The 24,638-nt window shown below is 36.7% G+C and carries 35 protein-coding genes; 5 read left to right on the forward strand and 30 right to left on the reverse strand.

All coding sequences use genetic code 11. The features are described 5' to 3' along the window. Positions 1-11: 11 nt before the first annotated feature. The 30 genes from rpsD to rpsL form a co-directional block, all read right to left on the reverse strand. The gene (rpsD, locus tag GSB9_01664; GenBank protein ID UKM65102.1) at positions 12-617 is read right to left on the reverse strand and encodes a 30S ribosomal protein S4; all 606 of its coding nucleotides are present in this window, start codon (positions 615-617) and stop codon (positions 12-14) included. A gap of 174 nt (positions 618-791) precedes the next feature. Next, positions 792-1,175 (reverse strand): 30S ribosomal protein S11, encoded by a 384-nt coding sequence (rpsK, locus tag GSB9_01665; protein ID UKM65103.1) that lies wholly within the window; start codon positions 1,173-1,175, stop codon positions 792-794. 100 nt (positions 1,176-1,275) lie between these two features. After that, the gene (gene rpsM, locus GSB9_01666) at positions 1,276-1,650 is read right to left on the reverse strand and encodes a 30S ribosomal protein S13 (GenBank protein UKM65104.1); all 375 of its coding nucleotides are present in this window, start codon (positions 1,648-1,650) and stop codon (positions 1,276-1,278) included. Positions 1,651-1,758: 108 nt separating this feature from the next. Next, on the reverse strand, positions 1,759-1,875 hold the full coding sequence (gene ykgO, locus GSB9_03310) for a type B 50S ribosomal protein L36 (GenBank protein UOR30047.1): 117 nt from the start codon (positions 1,873-1,875) through the stop codon (positions 1,759-1,761). 86 nt (positions 1,876-1,961) lie between these two features. Next, the gene (gene infA, locus GSB9_01667) at positions 1,962-2,177 is read right to left on the reverse strand and encodes a translation initiation factor IF-1 (protein ID UKM65105.1); all 216 of its coding nucleotides are present in this window, start codon (positions 2,175-2,177) and stop codon (positions 1,962-1,964) included. Between the two features lie 104 nt (positions 2,178-2,281). Then, positions 2,282-3,637 carry a preprotein translocase subunit SecY gene (secY, locus tag GSB9_01668; GenBank protein UKM65106.1) on the reverse strand — a complete coding sequence of 452 codons (1,356 nt, stop codon included), beginning with the start codon at positions 3,635-3,637 and terminating at the stop codon, positions 2,282-2,284. 14 nt (positions 3,638-3,651) lie between these two features. After that, positions 3,652-4,104 carry a 50S ribosomal protein L15 gene (gene rplO / locus GSB9_01669; protein ID UKM65107.1) on the reverse strand — a complete coding sequence of 151 codons (453 nt, stop codon included), beginning with the start codon at positions 4,102-4,104 and terminating at the stop codon, positions 3,652-3,654. A gap of 16 nt (positions 4,105-4,120) precedes the next feature. Continuing rightward, on the reverse strand, positions 4,121-4,300 hold the full coding sequence (gene rpmD / locus GSB9_01670) for a 50S ribosomal protein L30 (GenBank protein UKM65108.1): 180 nt from the start codon (positions 4,298-4,300) through the stop codon (positions 4,121-4,123). 11 nt (positions 4,301-4,311) lie between these two features. Beyond that, entirely contained in the window at positions 4,312-4,836 is a 525-nt protein-coding gene (rpsE, locus tag GSB9_01671) for a 30S ribosomal protein S5 (protein ID UKM65109.1), read from the reverse strand. 6 nt (positions 4,837-4,842) lie between these two features. Beyond that, on the reverse strand, positions 4,843-5,199 hold the full coding sequence (gene rplR / locus GSB9_01672; GenBank protein UKM65110.1) for a 50S ribosomal protein L18: 357 nt from the start codon (positions 5,197-5,199) through the stop codon (positions 4,843-4,845). Between the two features lie 10 nt (positions 5,200-5,209). Next, the gene (rplF, locus tag GSB9_01673; protein ID UKM65111.1) at positions 5,210-5,752 is read right to left on the reverse strand and encodes a 50S ribosomal protein L6; all 543 of its coding nucleotides are present in this window, start codon (positions 5,750-5,752) and stop codon (positions 5,210-5,212) included. An 18-nt stretch (positions 5,753-5,770) separates the two neighbouring features. Then, complete coding sequence (gene rpsH, locus GSB9_01674; GenBank protein ID UKM65112.1) at positions 5,771-6,169, reverse strand: 30S ribosomal protein S8; 399 nt, start codon at positions 6,167-6,169, stop codon at positions 5,771-5,773. Between the two features lie 68 nt (positions 6,170-6,237). Further along, positions 6,238-6,507, reverse strand: coding sequence for a 30S ribosomal protein S14 (rpsN, locus tag GSB9_01675; protein ID UKM65113.1), 270 nt, complete (start codon positions 6,505-6,507; stop codon positions 6,238-6,240). Between the two features lie 3 nt (positions 6,508-6,510). Further along, a complete protein-coding gene (rplE, locus tag GSB9_01676) occupies positions 6,511-7,062 on the reverse strand; it encodes a 50S ribosomal protein L5 (GenBank protein UKM65114.1) in 552 nt (183 codons plus the stop codon). Between the two features lie 2 nt (positions 7,063-7,064). Further along, positions 7,065-7,376, reverse strand: a complete 312-nt coding sequence (gene rplX, locus GSB9_01677; GenBank protein UKM65115.1) for a 50S ribosomal protein L24 — start codon at positions 7,374-7,376, stop codon at positions 7,065-7,067. 14 nt (positions 7,377-7,390) lie between these two features. Continuing rightward, the gene (gene rplN, locus GSB9_01678; GenBank protein UKM65116.1) at positions 7,391-7,759 is read right to left on the reverse strand and encodes a 50S ribosomal protein L14; all 369 of its coding nucleotides are present in this window, start codon (positions 7,757-7,759) and stop codon (positions 7,391-7,393) included. A gap of 2 nt (positions 7,760-7,761) precedes the next feature. After that, positions 7,762-8,019, reverse strand: a complete 258-nt coding sequence (gene rpsQ, locus GSB9_01679) for a 30S ribosomal protein S17 (protein ID UKM65117.1) — start codon at positions 8,017-8,019, stop codon at positions 7,762-7,764. Between the two features lie 12 nt (positions 8,020-8,031). Further along, entirely contained in the window at positions 8,032-8,223 is a 192-nt protein-coding gene (gene rpmC / locus GSB9_01680) for a 50S ribosomal protein L29 (protein UKM65118.1), read from the reverse strand. Positions 8,224-8,236: 13 nt separating this feature from the next. Further along, positions 8,237-8,656 (reverse strand): 50S ribosomal protein L16, encoded by a 420-nt coding sequence (gene rplP / locus GSB9_01681; protein UKM65119.1) that lies wholly within the window; start codon positions 8,654-8,656, stop codon positions 8,237-8,239. 21 nt (positions 8,657-8,677) lie between these two features. Continuing rightward, entirely contained in the window at positions 8,678-9,394 is a 717-nt protein-coding gene (gene rpsC / locus GSB9_01682; protein ID UKM65120.1) for a 30S ribosomal protein S3, read from the reverse strand. Between the two features lie 7 nt (positions 9,395-9,401). Then, positions 9,402-9,809: a 50S ribosomal protein L22 gene (gene rplV / locus GSB9_01683; protein ID UKM65121.1), complete on the reverse strand. Its 408-nt coding sequence runs from the start codon at positions 9,807-9,809 to the stop codon at positions 9,402-9,404. A gap of 6 nt (positions 9,810-9,815) precedes the next feature. After that, complete coding sequence (rpsS, locus tag GSB9_01684; protein UKM65122.1) at positions 9,816-10,094, reverse strand: 30S ribosomal protein S19; 279 nt, start codon at positions 10,092-10,094, stop codon at positions 9,816-9,818. A gap of 3 nt (positions 10,095-10,097) precedes the next feature. Then, the gene (gene rplB, locus GSB9_01685) at positions 10,098-10,925 is read right to left on the reverse strand and encodes a 50S ribosomal protein L2 (GenBank protein UKM65123.1); all 828 of its coding nucleotides are present in this window, start codon (positions 10,923-10,925) and stop codon (positions 10,098-10,100) included. Between the two features lie 11 nt (positions 10,926-10,936). Further along, the gene (rplW, locus tag GSB9_01686; GenBank protein UKM65124.1) at positions 10,937-11,227 is read right to left on the reverse strand and encodes a 50S ribosomal protein L23; all 291 of its coding nucleotides are present in this window, start codon (positions 11,225-11,227) and stop codon (positions 10,937-10,939) included. 7 nt (positions 11,228-11,234) lie between these two features. After that, entirely contained in the window at positions 11,235-11,864 is a 630-nt protein-coding gene (rplD, locus tag GSB9_01687; protein ID UKM65125.1) for a 50S ribosomal protein L4, read from the reverse strand. Continuing rightward, the gene (gene rplC / locus GSB9_01688; GenBank protein ID UKM65126.1) at positions 11,864-12,481 is read right to left on the reverse strand and encodes a 50S ribosomal protein L3; all 618 of its coding nucleotides are present in this window, start codon (positions 12,479-12,481) and stop codon (positions 11,864-11,866) included. The genes rplD and rplC overlap by 1 nt, the downstream gene beginning before the upstream one ends. 143 nt (positions 12,482-12,624) lie before the next feature. Continuing rightward, a complete protein-coding gene (gene rpsJ / locus GSB9_01689) occupies positions 12,625-12,930 on the reverse strand; it encodes a 30S ribosomal protein S10 (protein ID UKM65127.1) in 306 nt (101 codons plus the stop codon). Positions 12,931-12,941: 11 nt separating this feature from the next. Next, entirely contained in the window at positions 12,942-15,068 is a 2,127-nt protein-coding gene (gene fusA / locus GSB9_01690) for an elongation factor G (protein UKM65128.1), read from the reverse strand. Positions 15,069-15,074: 6 nt separating this feature from the next. Beyond that, positions 15,075-15,551: a 30S ribosomal protein S7 gene (gene rpsG, locus GSB9_01691; GenBank protein ID UKM65129.1), complete on the reverse strand. Its 477-nt coding sequence runs from the start codon at positions 15,549-15,551 to the stop codon at positions 15,075-15,077. Positions 15,552-15,572: 21 nt separating this feature from the next. Then, complete coding sequence (gene rpsL / locus GSB9_01692) at positions 15,573-15,947, reverse strand: 30S ribosomal protein S12 (GenBank protein UKM65130.1); 375 nt, start codon at positions 15,945-15,947, stop codon at positions 15,573-15,575. Positions 15,948-16,159: 212 nt separating this feature from the next. Here rpsL and GSB9_01693 point away from each other — a divergent pair, with 212 nt between their 5' ends. The 5 genes from GSB9_01693 (at position 16,160) to GSB9_01697 (ending at position 24,554) form a co-directional block, all read left to right on the forward strand. Beyond that, the gene (locus tag GSB9_01693; GenBank protein ID UKM65131.2) at positions 16,160-17,815 is read left to right on the forward strand and encodes a BamA/TamA family outer membrane protein; all 1,656 of its coding nucleotides are present in this window, start codon (positions 16,160-16,162) and stop codon (positions 17,813-17,815) included. 286 nt (positions 17,816-18,101) lie between these two features. Further along, positions 18,102-21,260: a SusC/RagA family TonB-linked outer membrane protein gene (locus GSB9_01694; protein UKM65132.1), complete on the forward strand. Its 3,159-nt coding sequence runs from the start codon at positions 18,102-18,104 to the stop codon at positions 21,258-21,260. Between the two features lie 11 nt (positions 21,261-21,271). Then, positions 21,272-22,780 (forward strand): SusD/RagB family nutrient-binding outer membrane lipoprotein, encoded by a 1,509-nt coding sequence (locus GSB9_01695; GenBank protein ID UKM65133.1) that lies wholly within the window; start codon positions 21,272-21,274, stop codon positions 22,778-22,780. A 26-nt stretch (positions 22,781-22,806) separates the two neighbouring features. Next, positions 22,807-23,646: a hypothetical protein gene (locus GSB9_01696; protein ID UKM65134.1), complete on the forward strand. Its 840-nt coding sequence runs from the start codon at positions 22,807-22,809 to the stop codon at positions 23,644-23,646. A 23-nt stretch (positions 23,647-23,669) separates the two neighbouring features. After that, a complete protein-coding gene (locus GSB9_01697; GenBank protein UKM65135.1) occupies positions 23,670-24,554 on the forward strand; it encodes a hypothetical protein in 885 nt (294 codons plus the stop codon). Positions 24,555-24,638: the final 84 nt, after the last annotated feature.

Genomic DNA, 24,638 nt, shown 5'->3' on the forward strand with positions numbered 1-24,638 from the left:
GTTGTTAATTATTATTTAGAGTACAATTCGACGATGAATTGCTCGTTGATATTTTCAGGTATCTGTATTCTTGCAGGCACAGAAACATAAGTTCCTTGCTTGGTTTCGTTGTTCCAAGTAATCCACTCGTAAACATTGCTCGAATTTGAAAGCGATTTTTCAATAGTTTCAAGCGATTTCGATTTTTCTCTTACAGCTACCACATCACCAGCTTTTAATTGGTAAGAAGGAATGTTTACCAACTCGCCGTTTACTGTAATGTGTCTGTGAGAAACTAATTGTCTTGCAGCGCTTCTTGTTGGAGCAATTCCCATTCTGAAAACGACATTATCCAATCTAGATTCACATAATTGTAAAAGCACCTCACCAGTAATACCTTGTGCTGTTCTAGCTTTTTTAAACAATCCTCTAAACTGACGCTCTAAAATACCGTAAGTGTATTTTGCTTTTTGCTTTTCCTGCAACTGGATTGCGTATTCAGATTTTTTACCACGGCGTCTATTGTTTCCGTGTTGCCCTGGAGGGTAATTTCTTTTTTCGAATGACTTGTCGTCTCCGAAAATAGCTTCGCCAAACTTACGAGCTATTTTAGTTTTAGGACCAGTATATCTTGCCATTTTAAATTAATTTTGAGAGTGATTATGAATTAAGGTCTTAATCTTATCCTTCGATAATCGTATACCTCTCGGTTATACTTGTTTTGTTATTTTTTTCGGTGTGCAAATGTACGTATAAAAAATGAATATCAATTGCAAAAAACAACTGATATTCATCCTTCTATGTACATATTTTTAAACTCTACGTCTTTTTGGTGGACGACAACCATTATGTGGTAGTGGAGTAACATCGATAATTTCGGTTACTTCGATACCAGCATTATGAATTGATCGGATAGCAGATTCTCTACCATTTCCAGGGCCTTTAACGTAAACCTTTACTTTTTTCAACCCTGCTTCTTGTGCTACAGCAGCAGCATCTTCAGCAGCTAATTGAGCAGCGTAAGGTGTGTTTTTCTTTGATCCTCTAAATCCCATTTTACCAGCAGAAGACCAAGAAATTACGTCTCCGTTTTTGTTGGTAAGTGAAATAATAATATTGTTAAATGATGCTGTAACGTGAGCTTCACCTACAGAATCAACAATAACTTTACGTTTTTTTGTGCTTGTTTTTGCCATATTCTTTTAGTTTTTAGCTATTAGCAATAGTCGCTAGAATCCTAAACCGTATCAATTTCAAACAGATTCCTTCCAACGTCTAAAGACTAAAGACTATTTATTACTTAGTTGCTTTTTTCTTGTTAGCAACTGTTTTTCTTCTACCTTTTCTGGTTCTTGAGTTGTTTTTGGTACGTTGACCTCTTAAAGGAAGTCCTGCTCTATGGCGGATACCTCTGTAACACCCTATATCCATTAAACGTTTAATGTTTAATTGTGTTTCAGAACGTAATTCACCTTCAATGGTAAAAGCCCCAACTGCTTCACGAACGCCACTAATTTGGTCGTCTGTCCAGTCTTGAACTTTTATGTTTTCGTCAACCTTAGCAGTCGCTAAAATTTCTTGGGCTCTACTTTTACCTATCCCATAGATATAAGTTAAAGCAATAACTCCTCTTTTGTTTTTTGGTATGTCTACACCTGCAATTCTTGCCATATTGTTTTTATTAGTTTCTAGTTGCTAGTTTTTAGTTGTTAGAATCCTAAACATTGCTATTTCAAACAGATTCATCTAACTTCCAAACACTAATAACTCATGTACAAATTAACCTTGTCTTTGTTTAAATCTAGGATTCTTTTTGTTGATAACGTAAAGTCTTCCTTTTCTTCGCACGATTTTACAATCTGCGCTTCTTTTTTTCACTGATGCTCTTACTTTCATCTCTATCGTGTTTAAAAGTTTCAAGTTTAAAAGTTTAAAAGCTGATGACTTTACAACTTTTAAACTTTTAACTTCTTAACTCGTTTTTAGTATCTATAAGTTATTCGAGCCTTAGTTAAATCATAAGGGCTCATTTCTAATTTTACTTTATCACCTGGTAACAATTTAATGTAATGCATACGCATTTTACCAGAGATATGTGCCGTCACAATGTGACCGTTTTCTAATTCAACACGAAACATCGCATTTGATAATGCTTCTATAATTGTTCCATCTTGTTCTATTGCTGCTTGTTTTGCCATAATATAGTTTTTAGTACTTAGTCGTTAGTTTTTAGAACTTTATACGTTTTACAAATCTACTATATCAATCTAATTATCTAAAGACTATTTAACTATCGTCTAATTTAAGCTACTGCTTTTCTATTTTTTCCTGTCTTCATCAAACCGTCGTAATGTCTGTTCAACAAATAAGAGTTTATTTGCTGCATAGTGTCTATTGCTACACCAACCATAATCAACAAAGAAGTTCCTCCAAAAAATAAGGCCCATCCTTGTTGTACTCCTAAAAGTTTAACAATTAAAGCAGGAAATACTGCAATAAGTGCTAAAAATATAGAACCTGGTAAGGTTATCTGAGACATTATTTTATCTAAATATTCAGAGGTTTCAGAACCTGGGCGAATACCAGGAATAAATCCACCACTACGCTTTAAGTCATCCGCCATTTTATTGGTTGGAACTGTAATTGCGGTGTAAAAATAAGTAAACACAATAATTAATAATGCAAAGGTAATGTTGTAAACCAACCCGAAAATATCAGAATAATTGGTTTGTAGCCACGTACCGGTAGCCGTTTCCTTTAAGAAAGACGAACCACCTATTAAACCAGGCACAAACATAATAGCTTGTGCAAATATAATAGGCATTACCCCAGAGGCATTAAGCTTTAATGGGATGTACTGTCTTGAGCCAGCAGCTGCACTTTTTTCGTAACCACCACTTGCTGTTCTTCTAGCATACTGTACTGCTATTTTTCTTACTCCCATTACTAACATAATAGAAGCCAAAATGATAACAAACCAGATAACAAACTCAATAAGTACCATCATTAGGCCTCCATTACCGCCACCTTCTAATCTAGTAGCTGCATTTTGTAAAAATGCTTGTGGTAAAGTCGCTATAATACCTACCATAATTAATAGGGAAATACCATTACCGATTCCTTTATCTGTTATTTTTTCACCCAACCACATTGCGAAAATACAGCCTGTTACTAAAATGGTAACTGATGAAAAATAAAACAAAGGTCCCGTTCCTAATAAAAACGCACTAGTAGGAATACCCAAAGCTGGTAGACTCGCCAAATAACCTGGTGCTTGAACCAAACAAATAGCAATCGTTAACCAACGTGTAATTTGAGTAATCTTTTTTTGTCCACTGGCTCCCTCTTTTTGCAATTTCTGCAAGTAAGGAATAGCAATACCCATTAGCTGAACAACAATAGAAGCAGAAATGTAAGGCATGATACCCAATGCAAATACCGAGGCGTTGGCAAATGCTCCACCAGTAAAGGCGTTTAACAAGCCTAATAAACCGCTATCGGTTTTATCGGCTAAACCGCTTAATTGAGCGGCATCAATACCAGGTAAAACCACTTGGGCACCAAAACGATAAACCAATAACAGACTCAAAGTCACAATGATTCTGTTTCTTAGTTCCTCTATTTTCCAAACATTTTTTATTGATTCTATAAATTTCATACTTATAACAAGTCTTATATAGTTACAGCCTCTCCTCCAGCAGCTTCAATAGCAGCTTTAGCCGAAGCAGTAAACTTATGAGCAGATACTTTTAATTTAGCTTTTAGTTCACCTCTACCTAATACTTTAACTAGGTCGTTTTTACCAACCAAACGGTTAGCAAACAAGGTTTCAAAATCTACTGTATCTTTTATCTTTTTATCATCAACCAATTGTTGCAACGTATCTAAATTGATACCTTGATACTCTACACGGTTAATGTTATTAAAACCAAATTTAGGCACACGTCTTTGAAGTGGCATTTGCCCTCCTTCAAATCCTAGCTTTTTAGAATAACCAGAACGCGACTTAGCTCCTTTGTGTCCACGTGTTGCGGTACCACCTTTACCAGAACCTTGCCCTCTACCTACTCGTTTCCCTTGGCTTTTTACTGAACCTTCTGCAGGTTTTAAATTACTTAAATCCATTTTTCAGTTTATATTTTTAAGCTTCTTCTACAGAAACTAAGTGTGAAACTTTAGCTACCATTCCTAAAATATTTGGTGTAGCATCGTGCTCTTTTACTTGACCAATCTTTTTAAGACCTAAAGATTCTAAAATTCTCTTTTGTCTTTGCGTGCGATTGATAGCGCTTTTAACTTTTGTTACTTTAATCTTTCCCATTTCTGTCTGTATTAAGCGTTAAAAACTTTTTCAAGTGAAATACCTCGGTCTCTCGCAATAGTATTAGCATCTCTTAATTGTAATAAAGCATCAAAAGTTGCTTTTACAACGTTGTGCGGGTTTGATGACCCTTGAGATTTTGATAATACATCGTGTACACCAACAGCCTCTAATACTGTTCTTACAGCTCCACCAGCAATTACACCAGTACCAGGAGCAGCAGGAATAATATTTACTCTAGCTCCACCGTATTTACCTTTTTGCTCGTGTGGTAAAGTTCCTTTAATAATTGGAATTCTAACCAAGTTTTTCTTTGCATCTTCAACGGCCTTTGCAATAGCACTGGCAACATCTTTAGATTTCCCTAAACCTTGGCCTACAACACCGGCTTCGTCACCAACAACTACGATTGCTGAAAAACCAAATGCTCTACCACCTTTAGTTACTTTTGTAACTCTTTGTACACCAACCAAACGATCTTTAAGATCTAGTCCACCTGGTTTTACTAACTCTGCACTTTTATATTTTTGAAACATAATATCTTAGAATTTTAGTCCGCCTTCTCTAGCTCCTTCAGCTAATTGTTTTACTCTACCGTGGTAAAGGTAACCGCCTCTATCAAAAGAAACCGTTTCAATACCAGCTTTAACAGCTTTTTCAGCAAGTGATTTACCTACTAATTTAGCTACTTCAGCTTTAGTTGCTTTCGCAGAACTAATATCTTTATCTCTTGAAGATGCTGCACTGATGGTATTACCAGTTAAATCATCTATCAATTGAGCATAAATTTCTTTGTTACTTCTATAAACAGCCAATCTTGGTCTTGCTTCTGTACCAGAAACAACCTTACGGATTCTGTTTTTTATTCTTAGTCTTCTTTCGTTCTTTGTCAATGCCATAACTTAATTATTAAGCTGATTTACCTGCTTTTCTTCTTATTTCTTCACCAACAAACTTGATTCCTTTACCTTTGTAAGGTTCAGGCTTTCTAAAACCACGAATCTTCGCTGCTACTTGACCAACTAATTGTTTATCATGAGAAGTTAATTTAACTAATGGATTTTTACCTTTTTCAGAAACCGTTTCAACTTTAACCTCTGGAGCTAAATCGATAACGATGTTATGTGAAAAACCTAATGCTAAATCTAATTTTTGCCCTTGGTTAGATGCTCTGTAACCTACACCTACCAATTCTAGTTCTTTAGTCCAACCTTTTGAAACTCCTTGAATCATATTGTTCAATAAAGCTCTGTAAAGACCATGCTTAGATTTATGATCTTTTGCATCTGAAGAACGCTCAACTATAATTTTACCTTCTTCAATCTTTATATCAACTGTGTCGAACTCTTGTGTTAGTTCACCTAATTTTCCTTTTACAGTTACAACCTTGTCTTTAACATCAACTGTTACACCTTCTGGAATGGCTACTGGATTATTTCCTATTCTTGACATTTCTTTTGGGTATTAAAATTAGTAAACGTAACATAAAACTTCACCACCAACATTTTCCTGCTTAGCTTGTTTACCAGTCATTACCCCATGAGAGGTAGATACGATGGCAACACCAAGACCATTAAGGATTCTAGGTAGTTCATTAGCACCTGCGTACTGACGTAAACCTGGCGTACTAATTCTTTGAAGTTTTTTAATTACTGGTTCTTTAGTTTCTTTGTTGTACTTAAGCGCTATTTTAATAGTGCCTTGTACTGTGGAATCATCAAATTTGTAACTTAAAATATATCCTTGTTCGAATAATATTTTAGTGATATCCTTTTTTAAATTAGAAGCAGGAATTTCCACCACTCTGTGACTGGCACGCACTGCATTTCTAATTCTTGTCAAATAATCCGCAATTGGATCTGAGTACATAATGAATTGATTTTGTGGTCTTGGTTTTCGGGTTGTCCCGAACCTAAAACCTGATTATTTAAATAATATTACCAACTTGCTTTTTTAACTCCAGGTATAAGACCTTGATTGGCCATTTCTCTGAACATTACACGAGAAATACCGAAAGTTCTCATATAACCTTTTGGTCTACCTGTTAATTTACATCTATTATGCTGACGGATAGGAGATGCGTTTTTCGGTAACTTTTGTAGTGCTTCGTAATCGCCTGCTTCTTTTAAAGCTTTGCGTTTTGCAGCATACTTAGCTACTGTTTTTGCTCTTTTTACCTCACGGGCTTTCATTGATTCTTTAGCCATATCTTAATTCTTTTGAAAAGGTAATCCTAATTCAGTTAATAATGATTTTGCTTCTTTATCAGTTTCAGCAGACGTAACAAATGTAATATCCATACCAGAAATTTTGTTCACTTTATCAATGTTAATTTCTGGAAAGATGATTTGTTCGGTAATTCCTAAGTTGTAATTACCACGTCCGTCAAATCCTGTAGCTTTGATTCCGTTAAAATCTCTAACACGTGGAAGTGCAGAAGTTACTAAACGATCTAAAAATTCGTACATTCTTTCACCACGCAAAGTTACTTTAGCGCCAATTGGCATTCCTTTTCGTAATTTAAAAGATGCAACGTCTTTTTTAGACATCGTTGCTACGGCTTTTTGTCCGGATATAGCAGTTAACTCGTCCACAGCGTGGTCGATTAACTTTTTATCTGCTACTGCAGCTCCTACACCTCTAGATAAAACTATCTTTTCTAGTTTAGGAACTTGCATTACATTATTATATCCAAATTCGTCTGTAAGAGCTGCAATTACTCTGCTTTTATACTCTTCTTTAAGTCTTGGTGAATATGCCATAACTATATTACTTCATTAGATTTTTTAGAAAATCTTACTTTTTTATCGCCTTCCATTCTGTAACCAACACGAGTTGTTTCTCCTTTTGAGGTTAACAACGCTAAGTTAGAAACATGAATAGCTGCTTCTTTTTCTACGATACCGCCTTGTGGGTTTTGTGCACTTGGTTTTGTATGTTTCTTTACCAAGTTTACGCCCTCAACGATCGCTTTGTTCTTTTCTATTAATACCTTTTGCACTTTACCTTCAGCACCTTTGTGGTCTCCAGCAATTACTTTTACGGTATCTCCAGTTTTTATTTTAAGCTTTCCCATCTTAATATTTTGCATTAAAGCACCTCTGGTGCCAATGATACAATCTTCATGAATTGTTTGTCACGAAGCTCTCTTGCAACTGGGCCAAATACACGAGTACCTCTCATCTCACCGGTAGGGTTCAATAATACACAGGCATTGTCGTCAAATCTAATATAAGATCCGTCTGGACGTCGCACTTCTTTTACGGTACGCACTACTACTGCAGTAGAAACAGCACCTTTTTTAATGTTTCCATTAGGTGTTGCATCTTTTACAGAAACTACAATTTTGTCTCCTACAGAAGCGTATCTTCTTTTAGTACCACCTAGAACACGTATTGTTAATACTTCTTTTGCTCCAGTGTTGTCTGCTACTTTAAGTCTTGATTCTTGTTGTACCATAATTACTTAGCTCTTTCAATTATTTCAACTAATCTCCAACATTTAGATTTACTTAAAGGTCGTGTTTCCATGATTCTTACAGTATCTCCTTCGTTGCAGTCATTTTGCTCGTCGTGCGCAACATATTTTTTTGTTTTCAACACGAACTTACCATACATAGGGTGCTTTACTTTTTTCACCTCAGAAACCACAATAGATTTCTGCATTTTGTTACTAGTAACAACTCCTATACGTTCTTTTCTTAAATTTCTTGTTTCCATCTTTCAGCAGAATTATTGTGAATCTCTTTTAGTTAATTCAGTCGCAATTCTGGCTACGCTTTTTCTAATGTTGCGTAATTGAATTGGATTTTCTAAAGGAGAAATTGCATGAGCTAATTTTAGTTCAGCATAACTCTTTTTAGTTTCACTAAGCTTTTCTTGTAACTCAGCTACAGATAATTCTTTAATTTCTGATTGTTTCATAATATCAAATAAATTATGCTTCGTAATCTCTAGCAATTATAAACTTAGTCTTTACCGGTAGTTTTTGTGCTGCAAGGCGCAATGCTTCTCTTGCAATGTCTAATGGCACACCACCTACTTCAAAAAGCACTCGTCCTGGTTTTACTACGGCTACCCATAGTTCTACAGCACCTTTACCTTTACCCATACGTACTTCAAGAGGCTTTTTTGTGATTGGCTTGTCTGGAAATATTTTAATCCAGAGTTGCCCTTCTCTTTTCATGTAACGTGTAGCGGCGATACGCGCTGCTTCTATTTGACGCGATGTTATAAACACAGAGTCTAATGCTTTTATTCCAAAAGTCCCACTTGAAAGTTGGTGCCCTCTACCGGCATTACCTTTCATGCGTCCTTTTTGCTGCTTACGAAATTTTGTTCTTTTTGGCTGTAACATTTTTCTTTACTTTATAAAAAATTACTTTCTACGACGAGGCCCTTTGTTTCCACGTCCTCCTCCGCCTTTTCCACCTTTTTTGGATAAACCAACAAGTGGAGAAAGCTCTCTTTTACCGTATACTTCGCCTTTCATAATCCATACTTTAACACCCAATCTACCATAAGTAGTGTGTGCCTCAACTAAAGCATAGTCAATATCGGCTCTAAAAGTTGATAAAGGAATTCGTCCTTCTTTGTAGTGTTCACTACGTGCCATTTCAGCTCCGTTTAAACGCCCACTAATTTGAATTTTTATTCCTTCTGCATTCATTCTCATGGTAGCAGCAATAGCCATTTTTATTGCACGACGGTAAGAGATACGATTCTCTATTTGACGGGCAATACTTGATGCTACTAAAAATGCATCCAGTTCAGGTCTTTTAATTTCAAAAATATTAATCTGAACTTCTTTACCAGTAATTTTTTTAAGCTCTTCTTTTAACTTGTCTACCTCTTGACCTCCTTTACCAATAATGATACCTGGGCGAGCCGTCGTGATAGTAACGGTTACAAGTTTTAAAGTTCTTTCAATAATTACTCTACTTACACTAGCTTTAGAAAGACGCGCGTGAACGTATTTTCTAATCTTATCGTCTTCGGCAAGTTTATCACCATAATCGTTTCCTCCGTACCAGTTAGATTCCCATCCTCTGATAATTCCTAAGCGATTTCCGATTGGATTTGTTTTTTGTCCCATACTCTTATTAAGCTTGTGTGTTATTGTTAGCTCCAACCACTAATGTTACATGGTTTGAACGTTTTCTAATTCTGTGCGCACGACCTTGTGGTGCTGGACGCAATCTTTTTAACATTGATCCGCTATCCACTTTAATCTCTTTTACAAATAATTCTGCAGATTCAACATCGGCATCTTCATTTTTAGCTTGCCAGTTAGCAATAGCTGATAATAACAACTTTTCTAAACGACCAGACGCTTCTTTATTGTTGAATTTTAAGATATTAAGTGCATTCTCTACCTTTTCACCTCTTACTAAATCGGCTACTAAGCGCATTTTTCTTGGTGACGTAGGACAATTATTAAGTTTTGCAAAAGCAACTTGCTTTTTAGCTTCCTTAATAGCGTCTGCCATTTGTTTTTTACGACTTCCCATAGCTTACTACTTTTTACCTTTGTTTTTAGCACCTGCATGCCCACGGAATGAACGTGTTGGTGAAAATTCTCCTAATTTATGACCTACCATGTTTTCAGTTACATATACTGGCACAAATTGGCGGCCGTTGTGCACTGCTATAGTTTGCCCAACAAAATCTGGAGTAATCATAGAGGCTCTAGACCAAGTTTTGATTACAGTCTTTTTGTTAGCTTCAACATTTGCAGCTACCTTTCTTTCTAATTTATAATGAACGTAAGGTCCTTTTTTTAATGATCTTGCCATGTTTTATTTCTTTCTACGTTCTACAATATATTTGTTACTTGCTTTTGTTCTAGAACGTGTTCTATAACCTTTAGCTGGAATACCATTTCTAGATCTTGGGTGACCTCCTGAAGATTTACCTTCACCACCACCCATTGGGTGATCAATCGGGTTCATTACCACTGGTCTAGTTCTTGGTCTTCTACCTAACCATCTTGTTCTACCTGCTTTACCACTTACTTGTAAGATATGGTCTGAGTTAGAAACCACCCCAATAGTAGCCATACAAGTTCCAAGAATTAATCTTGTTTCACCTGAAGGTAATTTTATCGTGGCAAACTTACCATCTCTTGCCATTAACTGAGCAAAAGCACCAGCACTACGAGCCATAACAGCTCCTTGTCCTGGACGCAGCTCTACACAAGAAATAATAGTTCCTAATGGAATTTCACTTAACGGCATGGCATTACCAATTTCTGGAGCTACGCCTGTTTTACCAGATACAATGTTTTGCCCAACTTGTAAACCATTTTGAGCAATTACATATCTTTTATCGCCATCTTGGTAGTTTACCAAAGCGATAAAAGCTGTTCTGTTTGGATCGTACTCTATAGACTTAACTTCGGCAGGGATTCCCGCTTTGTCTCTTTTAAAATCTACTAAACGATACTTTCTTTTATGACCGCCACCTATGTAGCGCATGGTCATTTTTCCTTGACTGTTTCTACCACCAGACTTTTTATTCGGAACGAGCAAGCTCTTTTCCGGCTTATCAGTAGTTATGGCGTCATACCCATTTACTACTCTAAAACGCTGTCCTGGTGTGATTGGTTTTAATTTTCTTACTGACATTGTTTGTCTAATTACATGTTACTGTATAAATCAATCATTTCACCTTCCGCCAGTTGTACAATTGCCTTTTTAACAGCATTTGTTTTACCATGTTGAAGACCTGTTTTTGTATAACGGGTTCTTCTATCTGGACGGACATTTATAGTACGAACTTTTTCAACAGAAACACCATAAGCAGCTTCAACTGCTTTTTTGATTTCTACCTTGTTCGCCTTTGTGTTCACCGCGAAAGTATAGCAGTTTCTTAACTCGCTATCTGCAGTCGCTTTTTCTGTGATTATAGGTTTAATTAAGATACTCATCTGTTTCTTATTTACTTAAGTTTGATTCTATTCCTTCTATAGCTCCTTCTAAAAGCACCACCTGATTTGCATTCATTATTTTGTATGTGCTTAATTCTGAAGCTGTTACAACTTCCGAGCCTTTTAAATTGCGCGACGACAAATATACGTTATTATTTGACCCACCCAACACAAACAGAGACTTTTTGTTGTCTAACTCTAAGGCTTTCAATACTGCAGTGAAGTTTTTTGTTTTTGGAGCATCAAAATTAAAGTCTTCTAAAACTGTAATTGATTTTTCTCCTGCTTTAATACTTAATGCAGATTTACGTGCTAAACGCTTAAGGTTTTTGTTAAGTTTGAAACTGTAGTTTCTTGGTCTTGGACCAAACATACGGCCACCACCTTTAAAAACTCCAGACTTAATGCTACCTGCTCTTGCAGTACCAGTTCCTTTTTGTTTTTTAATTTTACGTGTACTTCCGGCAATCTCTCCTCTTTCTTTAGATTTGTGAGTACCTTGACGTTGGTTTGCTAAATATTGTTTAACATCCAAATATACAGCGTGATTATTAGGCTCAATAGCAAACACATCTTTAGAAAGGTCTGCCTTTCTACCTGTGTCTTTTCCGTTTATATCTAAAACTGCTACTTTCATTACTTTCTAATAATTACATAAGAGTTTTTATGACCAGGCACACAACCTTTTACAACAAGTAGGTTCTTTTCAGCAACTACTTTCAACACTCTTAAATTTTCAACTTTCACTTTTTCACCACCCATTCTTCCGGCCATTTTCATGCCTTTGAATACTCTAGCAGGATAAGAAGCGGCTCCAATAGAACCCGGTGCTCTTAAACGGTTGTGCTGACCGTGGGTAGCTTGACCTACACCACCAAAACCATGACGTTTTACAACACCTTGGAATCCTTTTCCTTTTGAAACTCCAGACACATCAACAAATTCACCTTCTACAAAGTGATCTACTGTGATAGAATCTCCTAATTTGTACTCCTCCTCAAAACCTTTGAACTCAACAACTTTGCGTTTTACAGAAGTACCCGCTTTTTTGGCATGACCGATGTCTGCCTTTGTAGCGCTTTTTTCTGTCGCGTCATCGAAACCTAATTGTACGGCTTCGTAGCCGTCAACTTCTTCAGTTCTGACTTGGGTAACGATACATGGGCCAGCTTCGATTACAGTACAAGGAATATTTTTCCCGTTTTCATCGAAAATGCTGGTCATACCGATTTTTTTTCCAATTAACCCAGACATAATTTAATTATTAATTTATTTATTACTTGTTTAAAAAATTTCAGGGACAAAATACCTTTCGTCCCTGAAATGTATTTTTCCGTTTTTCCCGCGACCGCATCGGTGGGACATGTGTTGCGGCCACATCATGTGGCCACCGTTTATTAAACCTTAATCTCTACTTCAACACCACTTGGCAACTCAAGTTTCATCAAGGCATCAATGGTTTTTGATGACGACGAGTAAATATCCATCAATCTTTTATAAGATGATAATTGGAATTGCTCTCTTGATTTCTTGTTTACGTGCGGAGAACGTAATACAGTAAAGATTTTTTTGTGAGTTGGTAATGGAATTGGTCCAGTTACAACAGCTCCAGTACTTTTTACTGTTTTTACAATCTTATCGGCAGATTTATCTACCAAGTTGTGATCGTAAGATTTTAATTTTATTCTGATTTTTTGACTCATTTTCTTAGATTTTAAGCTTCAACACCTTTAGCTGCTTTTATCACTTCATCAGAAATATTCTGAGGTGTTTCAGCATAATGCGAAAATTCCATTGTTGACGTTGCACGACCTGATGATAATGTTCTTAATGTCGTAACATATCCAAACATTTCCGATAGTGGCACCATAGCTTTCACTACTTTGGCACCTGCCCTATCGCTCATGTCGCTAACTTGACCTCTTCTTCTGTTCAAATCACCTACGATATCACCCATATTTTCTTCTGGAGTAATTACTTCAAGTTTCATCATTGGCTCCATGATTACAGCTTTTGCAGCTTTTGCAGCAGCTTTGAAACCAAGTTTTGCAGCCAATTCGAATGATAATTGATCAGAATCCACGTCGTGGTAAGAACCATCGGTTAATGTTACTTTCATAGCATCAACTTCGTATCCTGCTAAAGGCCCGTTAACCATTGCCATTTGGAATCCTTTTTCTACTGAAGGGATAAATTCCTTAGGAACGTTACCACCTTTAATTTCAGAAACAAATTCAAGACCATGTTTGCCTTCTTCAGCTGGTTCAATTGTAAATACAATGTCGGCGAATTTACCACGTCCACCAGATTGTTTCTTGTAGACCTCTCTGTGCTCGGCACGTTGCGTAATCGCTTCTTTGTACTCTACTTGTGGTTGACCTTGGGTTACCTCTACCTTAAACTCACGCTTAAGACGGTCAACAATAATATCTAAATGAAGCTCACCCATTCCAGAAATAATTGTCTGTCCTGAAGCTTCGTCTGTTCTAGCCGTGAACGTTGGATCTTCTTCAGCTAATTTAGCCAAAGCCATACCTAACTTATCTACGTCTGCCTTAGTTTTTGGCTCAACCGCGATACCAATTACTGGATCAGGGAATTCCATTGATTCTAAAACAATTGGATGCTTTTCATCTGATAACGTATCACCAGTTTTAATATCTTTAAAACCTACGGCCGCACCAATATCTCCAGCTTCGATAAAATCGATAGCGTTTTGTTTGTTCGAATGCATTTGGTAAATACGAGAGATACGCTCTTTTTTACCAGAACGGTTGTTCATCACATAAGAACCTGCATCTAAACGACCTGAATAAGCACGGAAGAATGCTAAACGACCAACAAAAGGGTCGGTAGCAATTTTAAATGCCAATGCTGAAAAAGGGGCTTTAGCGTCTGGTTTACGAGTTTCTTCTTCTCCTGTGTTTGGATTTGTACCCACTACATTATCTCTATCTAAAGGAGAAGGCAAATAACGACACACAGCATCCAACAAGAACTGAACACCTTTATTTTTAAATGAAGAACCACAAACCATTGGAATGATAGCCATATCCATTACAGCAGCTCTAAGTGCAGCATGCACTTCGTCTTCTGTAATAGAATCTTCATCTTCCATGAATTTTTCAAGAAGGTTCTCGTCGTAAGTAGCAACCTCTTCAATTAAAAGCGCACGATACTTACGAGCCTCTTCTTTTAATTCTTCTGGGATATCGATTACGTCAAAAGTAGCTCCCTGGGTTTCGTCGTGCCATACAACGGCTCTGTTTTTCACTAAGTCGATGATACCTTTGAAATCCATTTCATCACCGATGTTCAACACAATCGGCACAGCGTTAGATTTCAACATATCTTTTACTTGCTGACACACAGCCAAGAAGTTTGAGCCTTGACGATCCATTTTATTTACGAAACCAATACGTGGCACTTTATAGTTGTCTGCAAGTCTCCAGTTAGTTTCAGATTGTGGCTCAACACCATCAACCGCACTAAACAAGAAAACCAAACCATCCAATACACGTAACGAACGATTTACCTCTACTGTAAAGTCAACGTGGCCCGGAGTATCAATAATATTGAAGTGATAATCCATCGTTTCTGGTAGTGGTTGCGCATTTTCCATTGGAAATTTCCATGTACAAGTTGTCGCTGCAGATGTAATGGTAATACCACGCTCCTGCTCTTGCTCCATCCAGTCCATAGTAGCCGCACCATCATGCACCTCACCAATTTTATGGGAAACTCCTGTATAATAAAGTATACGCTCTGTTGTTGTTGTTTTACCAGCATCAATATGAGCGGCAATACCAATATTTCTTGTATATTTTAAATCTCTTGCCATTTCTTATTAAAATCTAAAGTGAGAGAATGCTTTGTTAGCCTCTGCCATTTTATGAGTATCTACTCTTTTCTTAACTGCCGCCCCTTCTTCTTTAGCTGCTGCTAAAATTTCTGAAGCTAAACGCAACGCCATTGATTTCTCATTACGCTTTCTAGCATAACTAATCAACCATTTCATGGCTGTTGAAACTTTTCTGTCTGGACGAATTTGCATTGGGATTTGAAATGTTGCTCCACCAACACGACGGCTACGCACTTCAACGTGAGGCATCACATTAGACAAAGCGTCTTTCCAAATTTCCAAAGCTGTTTTTTCTTCGTCAGTTTTTTTCGAATCTACAATATCAATAGCATCGTAGAATACTTTAAAAGCCACAGACTTTTTACCATCCCACATCATCATGTTAACGAAACGCGTCACTAACTGATCGTTAAACCGTGGATCCGGTAAAAGCGGTCTCTTTTTTGCTGCTCTTTTTCTCATGTCTTCTTCTTAAAGTTTTAATTACTTTTTAGGGCGTTTTGCACCATACTTAGATCGACGTTGCGTACGGCCGTTAACACCTGCGGTATCAAGCGCGCCACGCACAATGTGATATCTAACACCTGGTAAATCTTTTACCCTTCCACCTCTAACCAATACTATCGAGTGCTCTTGCAGATTGTGCCCTTCACCGCCAATGTATGCATTCACCTCATTTCCGTTTGTTAAACGAACCCTTGCTACCTTACGCATTGCTGAGTTAGGTTTTTTAGGCGTTGTTGTATAAACACGAGTACATACACCACGTCTTTGCGGACAAGAATCCAAAGCAGCCGATTTACTCTTCTTGGTTATTTTGGCTCTTCCTTTTCTTACTAATTGCGAAATTGTTGGCATAAATTTTTATATAAATTTTAAAATCCTCTATTTAGAGGGCTGCAAAGGTAGAAATTAAAATGAATAATTCAAATCCTAATTCATTAATTTTCAGTTGAATTTAAAAATTATAGGGCCCAACATATTATTAGCTTGAATTTTCCGTTAGATTTACATCGAAAAACCGTCCGTTTTAAGTGTTCAAACAGCGAATTTTATACCTTATTATATATGTGATTTTTTCTTCGGAAGGATTTTGCCAAAACCTATCGTTAAAAATCACTGGTAAAACCGAGGTTGAGAACCAAACCATCGACTCACTTAATCACACTAAAACCCACAAAGATTATAATTCAATAAAAGCTGAAGTCGATTCGGTACAAAATACACTTTACAAATTAGGCTACATTGAAAACGAAACAAAGCACATTAAAAGAGTAAACGATTCATTATTCGTTGCCCAAATTTCATTAAACCATAAATTCAATACCATACATATATACTACGACGAAAATATTGTTGACCGTTCCATATTAAATCAAGTTTCTGGCACCGTTTTTAAAGACTATTTTAAAATAAAATTCCATGAACTGGAAAACGCCATAAACTCCATATCCAATGAAATTTCAAAAAAAGGCTATCCCTTTTCAAAACTCCAACTCTCAAATATTAAAATTAGAGACAACAACAGCCTTGAAGCCACACTTGGCGTTGACACCAATCAGAAAAAACGTACTGTTGATGATATCATAATAAAAGGGTACGAGAAATTCCCGCAGGCTTACATCAAACATTTTCTAAAAATAAAACCTTCGCAAGTTTTTGACTTGCAAACCGTAAAAAACAAGACCGAACAGCTTGCAAACCTCAATTTTGCCAACGAACTCAAACCACCCGAAGTTTTATTTTCAAAAGACTCTACTATTTTATACTTATACATTGAAAAAAGAGCAAGCAACGCATTTGATGGGTTTTTAGGCTTCGGCAGCAACGAAAACACCAATAAACTTGAGTTTGACGGTTACTTAAATTTAAACCTAACAAACAACCTACATTATGGCGAATCGCTACAGCTACTGTACAAAAGTGACGAAAACGACCAAAAAACCTTTGAGGCCAATACCTCATTGCCATATTTGTTCAAATCGCCCATTGGTATCGATTTATCCCTGAGGATTTTCAAAAAAGACACCTCGTTCACTACCGCGAGTCAAATGGCAAAACTACATTACCAGATAAACCCTAAACACAAGATTTTTACTGGAATCAATTCAACCGAATCAAACTATTTGCGCTCTACAGCTTCAACCACAATTCAAGATTTTAAAACCAACCTCTTTAGTATTGGGCACACATACACCAACCCACAAGCTTATGATGTGTTATTTCCTATAAAGTCACATCTTTCGATTGAAACCAGCATGGGAAAAAGAAAAACTGATATTCACACCCAAAAACAAGTCCATTTAAACCTAGATGCCTTTCATATATTCAACTTAAACCATAAAAACTCCATTTATTTAAGAACGCGTAGCGCTTATTTGTCTAGCGACACTTATTTTGAAAACGAACTATTTCGCTTTGGGGGCATCAACTCTATTAGAGGTTTTGAAGAAAACAGTCTTTTTGCTTCGCTTTATACCTATATGAATACTGAATATAGGTTTCGGTTAAGCAATTCAATATATATACACAGCGTTTTTGACGCCGGCTATTTTGAGAACAAAATTACCATAACCAAACAAAAACTGTTTGGCTATGGTTTTGGTTTTGGCTTACTAACGAAAGCGGGGCTTTTTAAATTGAATTACGCCAACGGCAAGACCGAAGATTCCAATTTTAAACTATCAGACTCTAAGATCCACTTGAGCTTAACAGCTAATTTTTAGCTAAAACCACTCCATTTTAAAATTTAAAACTAAAAAAATTTCGGTCTAGCGAAAAGTCCAAGAAAATTGAAGCACCAAAACATTATGCATGCATAAATAAATGATTTCCAAACAAAAGAATTAACAACAAACCCAAAAAATTTTTAAATTATATTATCTCTTTCCCGCTTTTTGATGCAAAATGCACAATATATTTTAAACCCAAATTGAAATTTTAACGGGAAATTATTGTTTAATTAACTTTATTTTAGGATTTTTGACATTGACTAATTCAAATAATTATAAAATGAAAACAAAGTTTAGTGGAATTCTAACGCTATTACTAGCGTTTGTTGTGCAATTAACTTTTGCACAGGAAAAGACAATTTCAGGTACAGTTTCGGATGGTTCTGGCCTTCCCCTACCTGGAGCAACTGTCTTAATCAAAGGTACTACAACAGGTACGTCTTCAGATTTTGATGGTAATTATTCAATAAAGGCTTCCCAAGGTTCTGTCTTGGTTTTTAGCTTTGTTGGGTATACTACCAAAGAAATCCCGGTAGGAGCCTCAAATACAATTAATGTTGTTCTTCAAGAAGACGCTCAGGCATTAGAAGAGGTTATAGTTACAGCGTTGGGTATCAAACGTAAACCTAAGGAGTTGGCTTATGCCACAACCGTAATCGAGCAAGATGCTTTGGTTCAAGCTGCACCCGTAGATCCCGTATCAGCATTGGTTGGTAAATCTTCTGGTCTAAATATTAACTTTAGTGATAATGGTGTAAAACCCAATTCCACTGTAAGGCTTAGAGCGAATTCATCTTTATCTGGAAATAATGATGCCTTAATTGTTATCGATGGTATCCCTCAGGCAGATACAGCCCTGGGAGACATCAACCCTAATGATATTGAATCTGTAAATATCCTTAAAGGAGCTTCTTCTGTAACCTTATATGGTTCACAAGGTGCAAATGGTGCTTTAATTATTACGACCAAAAGAGGTAAAAACAATGGAAAATTAAGTGTTTCCGTTAATTCTGCCGTTACTTTTGAAATTCTCAAATTTTTCCCTGAAACTCAAAGTCAATACGGTAGTGGTTCGAGTAACAACTTTAATTACACGCCCGATGAAAATGAAAGTTGGGGACCAAGATATGACGGAACTTTAAGACAAGTTGGGCCGGTTTTAGCAGATGGTACTTTTCAAATGTTGCCATATGCCCCAGTTAGAAAAGGAAGAGAAAGCTTCTTTGATACTGGTATCACTACCCAAAATGGCATTTCTTTAAGTGGTGGAGATGAAAACTCTACCTATTTCTTTTCAGCGCAACGTGTAGATAAAACTGGTATAACACCAGGAGACAAATATTGGAGGGATAATTTCAGGTTTAATGCTACTCGAAAATATGGTAAATTAGAAACTGGTGCCTCAGTTTCTTTATTCCAAGATAAAGCAAATGTAGCTGGGCCCAGTCCTACTGACGGTAGCTTTTATAGAATCTTGTTAAATACACCTGCTCACTATAAATTAAGTGATTACAGAGACTGGAGAAATGAGTTGTATTCAACTCCAGAAACGTATTTCAATGCGTACTTTAAGAATCCATATCAAATTGTAGATCAAAATAGAGATATCAATTACACGAATCGTATTCAAGCTATAGCTAATTTAAAATATACTTTTAACGATTGGGTATCTGCTACTTACAATTTAGGTGGAACGTGGTTTAATAGAGAAACCAAAAATACTCAGGAAGCATATACCTATCAACCAACATCTTATACAAGACCAAGTGATGAAGTCAATGCCGTTTTAAGTGGTATGGGAAGTAACTTTAGGTTAAACTCAGATTTATTGGTTAATATAGAAGGGCAACTATCAGATGACTTTAGTTTAAGGGTCATTCTTGGAACGCATTTAGAAGAATTTAGAAGTAATCAAATAAATATTGTTGGAAACAATCTGTTTACTAATGAAATATTTAATGTAGGCGTAAGAACTGGTGAACTAGGGTTCAACTCAACTAACTTTGCTTCTCCTCAAACAAACTCAAGAAAAAGATTATATTCTTATCTAGGGGATGTTACTTTTGGTTTTAGGGATTATTTATTCCTAACAGGAGCATGGAGGCAGGATACATCATCTACGCTTCCAGTGCAAAATAATACTTATGATTATTATAGTGCCGGTATTTCTTTAATTGCTACCGATGCTATAGAAGGACTTAAAGGAAATGTTCTTAACTTCTTAAAGTTAAATGCCAGTTATGCTTTGGTAGGTAATGATGCTGGTATTGGGCAGGCCAATGAAAACTTCATTGTACCAACTGGATTTCCTATGGGCACTGCTGGATTGAGAGCAACTACAGCTGCTGTTGATCCTAATTTAAGCCCAGAATTTCCGGAGTCAATAGAAGCCGGTTTTAGAGCAGAGTTCTTTAAAAGCAGGATTACACTTGATGCCAATTACTATGATGTATCCTCTACTGATCAAATTAACTCCGTAGGTATTTCTCGTGCTTCAGGAGCAAGTTCATATCTTACTAACCTTGGAGAAATAACTAACAAAGGGATTGAAATAGATTTAAACGTTGTTCCAATACAAACTGAAAATTTCAAATGGGATGTTGGATTCACTTTCACGAAAAACGAATCAGAGGTTGTTGACTTAGGAGGGCCTGATAGATTACAGGTAGGCTTAGGGTTCCAAAATACCGCCACCATTTTCGCAAAGGTTGGTGACCCTTACCCATCGTTATTCGCTCCAGGTTATAATAGAGACCCTCAAGGAAGAATTATTGTTGAAGCCAATGGTAACCCTGCTCCAAGTTCAGAATTGATTAATCTAGGTAGCACAGTACCTGATATCATTGCAGGTGTAACTACTAAGCTAGCCTACAAAGGACTTTCGTTAAGGGCTGTGGCAGATTATAAAACTGGCCATGTATTTTACAGTACTTTGGTTGAAGCTTTGGAATTTGCAGGCTTAACCAAAAATAGTGTTTCGACAAACAGACAACCATTTATCTTTCCTAATTCGGTTTATAATACTGGAACAGCTGAAAACCCTGTATATGTTGAAAATACTGACAGACCAACAACCGATGGTACAAGAAACTTTTGGCAAACATCCTATAACGAAATAAAAGAAAACTACGTTGTAGATGCAACCGCTATTAAAATTAGAGAAATAGCATTAGACTACACCCTACCAGAAAAATTCTTATCCAAAACACCTTTTGAAGGAATTACAATTGGGTTTGTAGCAAATAACTTGATTATGTGGAGAGCAGCTGAAAATATTTATACAGATCCTGAATTTTCAGTGAATTCTGGAGCTGGTCAAAATATTGGAATTGGAGCTACCAATAACACCCAAGTTCAAAATGGTATTACTGGTATTGGGTCTTCTTCACAAGGTCCTCCAACAGGAACTTACGGATTTAAGTTAAATGTTAAATTTTAAAAAAATTGAAAATGAAAAATATAAAAAATCTTATTCTGCTATCGATATTGATGCTTTCCGTATCGTGTAGTGAGAGTTACTTAGATGTAAATCAAAGTTCTGCAAGTCCATCCTCTGGTACTCCAGACTTATTATTACCAGCAGCTCTAAAAAACTCTGCTGACATGCTTTGGAATGCTGACGTACTTAATGGATCTGGGGATTCTTTTAACTTAATTGGAGGTATTCATGCAGGGGTAATTTCAGATTCAGGTGACCGAGTATGGTATGAACCTGAACAACAATATTTGATTATCAACACGACCTATCAGAGAATATGGAATAATACATACACGCTTACCTTAATGAATTATGACATAATTGAGAACTTTGAAGGAGACACATGGGACTATTATAAAGCCATTGCAAAAATCATGAAATCCTTCCATTTTGCTATGCTCGTTGATACTTATGGTGACATTCCATATACGGAAGCCTTTGGAAGAGGTAGTCTTACAGAGCCAGCTTATGATGATGACCAAGACGTTTACAATGCCATTTATAATGAGCTAAACGTTGCCATAAACATGATTGATGATGCTCCCAATGGGACTTTTGACCCACTAGAAAATGATGCCATGTTTCAAGGTAATATGTTGCGTTGGCAGCAATTTGCCAACACCTTAAAATTAAGGATGTTGTTGCGACAAGTAAATACTGGTGAAAATTTATCGGCAAAGTTTAACGAGATAGACAATAACGGTATTGGCTTCTTAAACGGTACTGCGTCCATTAATCCTGGATATTCAGATAATAATGAAAAACAAAATCCTTTCTACACCGTATTTGGTTTAATTCCGGGGGGTGGTGCACCTGCAAGAAACAATGAAGCTACTCGTGGAAATGAATTTTATGTAAACTTTTTAAAGGATAACAGTGATGATAGACTATCAAGACTTTTTGAACCAGCTGAAAGTGATGGTGAGTTTCGCGGTGTACCACAAAACGTTTATACTAATGATTATAGAACAACCGCTACATCACAATTGGGTCCAGGCCTTTTGAAAGGAAGTGACCAACAATTATTTGTTATGGCTGGCTCAGAATCATTATTCCTTCAGGCCGAAGCCGCTCAAAGAGGTTACATATCTGGTGACGCCGGAGCCCTTTACAGAGCAGGAATTGCTGCTTCTTTTGCTGAATTAGGTGTTGAAGACGCTGCAACAGCTGCCGCCGCATATGAAGCTGGCGGGTTCAGCCCACTAGTTGGATGGGATTTAGCAGTAGCCGAAGGTAAAGAGATTGAAGCTATTATAACCCAAAAGTGGGTGGCTTTAGGATTTATTTCTGGTTTTGAAGTATGGATGGATCGTGTTAGAACAAATTTCCCGTCTGACATTCCGATTCCACAAGGTGCTCGTAATACTACTTTCCCTTCAAATTTATTGTACCCAGAAACTGAAACGGCTACGAACCCAGACAATGTACCCTCTCAAACATCTAGTGCCGCATTTGACAGGCATACATTTTGGATGCAGTAATAATAATAATTTAAAAATATATCAATATGAAAAATATAATCAAATCCATTACATTACTTATTGTTATGGGGTTATCTGTTACTTCATGTTTGCTCGATGATACAAATCTAGCAGATTCATTTAACGATGGACCAAACTTTACTAGTTTTTCTAATTTAAACCAGACAGTAAGTGCCGTAGCTGATGGTAACATCGTTACAGCTAATGTAAATATTGAACTCCAAGGCCCTACACTAGTCGGGTTTTCTGAAGACGTTGCTCTTACTATTGCGGTTGATGCAGCCAATACAACAGCTGTTGAAGGTGTTCATTACACCCTTAACTCAACTTCATTAACATTAACGAAAGCAAATAATTATATTGGAACTATTCCAGTTAGTATTATTACTGATGGCATAGAACCTCCTCTGGCCGTTGCACCTGAATTAACACTTGAATTCACCGATGCTAATGGTACAAATGTTATTTCTAGCGGAAAATCTACTACCTTAACGATTATTTATCAGTGTTTTGCTGATTTATCAGGAACCTATCTAGTAACCAATGACGGTTGTGATAATGGTAGCATTGGTACAATGACAACCATTACTCAAAATGCAGATGGCTCTTGGTTTCTCGGAATTGGAGATGGAGGTTTCTTAGGTTATAGTTGCACCGCAAACGGTGGATTAAACAATTTTGCAAATATAGTAGAATTATGTGGCGAAATCATACCCACTGATGATTTGGAATATGGTTTCTTGGATTTAGGTACTATTCTTGGTGGCACATGGGATGCTGAAAACGGTATACTTACCATGCAACACAGACAAACTTTTACAGGCAATTGGGCTGGCTCATGGACCTCAACCTATGTAAGACAATAAGTTTAACTTTAAAAATTAACGAAATGAAAAAAATTAAAAATATATTACTTTTTGTTTTACTTATAGGTGTTGCTTATGGTTGTGACGATTATGATGTGGACCCAGTGATTGACCAAAGTGCCAAACCAGTTGTTACGGCAACCATATCTTCATCTAGTATCAGTGAAAGTGATTCACCTACTGTTACTATTACCATTAACATGGATAAACCGATAAAAACAACAACAACATTTATCGCTACACAAGTAGGTGGCTCAGCTTCCGCTAACGACTTTTCCGTGGGCTCTGCTGTAGTACCAGCTTATCAAACTTCTACCACCATGGAAGTTAACATTAATGATGATATAATCGTAGAAGATCCTGAATCTGTAGAATTAGAAATTACGCCTGCTGCTGTTCCTGATTTATATGAAGTTTTGGGAACCCCAACCGTTTCATTGACTATTGAAAACTCAACTTCTGACGATTTTGTCTTCAAGATGGATTGGGATGGTACCTACTTCGATGATGGAGGTGGCGAACACCATTTTTGTGACTACGATTTAGATTTAGAGATTTATTCAGCTGATTTTAACGATTTGTTAGCCGCTAGCTATAGTAGCTGTCCTGAAGAAATCAGATTATCACCAGGAGACTTACCTGATGGTGACTATTGGTTAGTGCCTAGTTTTTGGGAAGCTACTGGAGTGCCTCCAGCAAGCAAACAAAACATACCTGCAATGGTTACTTTTGCAAAACCTGGGGTAGCTCTCGAAAATGTTGACTTATCAAACGTTTGGAATACAGAAGATGGTGGTCAGCAGGACGGAAACTCTGATGCTTATTTAGTAAAGTATATACTAACAATTTCTGGAAGCGATTATACTGTAACAGATTCAGATTCTGGAACGGTTGTTTTCCAAAACTAACACAAGTCTTTTTAACTAGTAATTTTACTTTTTAAACTATAAAAAAACCACTCTTTAGAGAGTGGTTTTTTTATACCTTTACAC

Source organism: Flavobacteriaceae bacterium GSB9 (assembly GCA_022749295.1).
Lineage (GTDB): Bacteria > Bacteroidota > Bacteroidia > Flavobacteriales > Flavobacteriaceae > Flavisericum.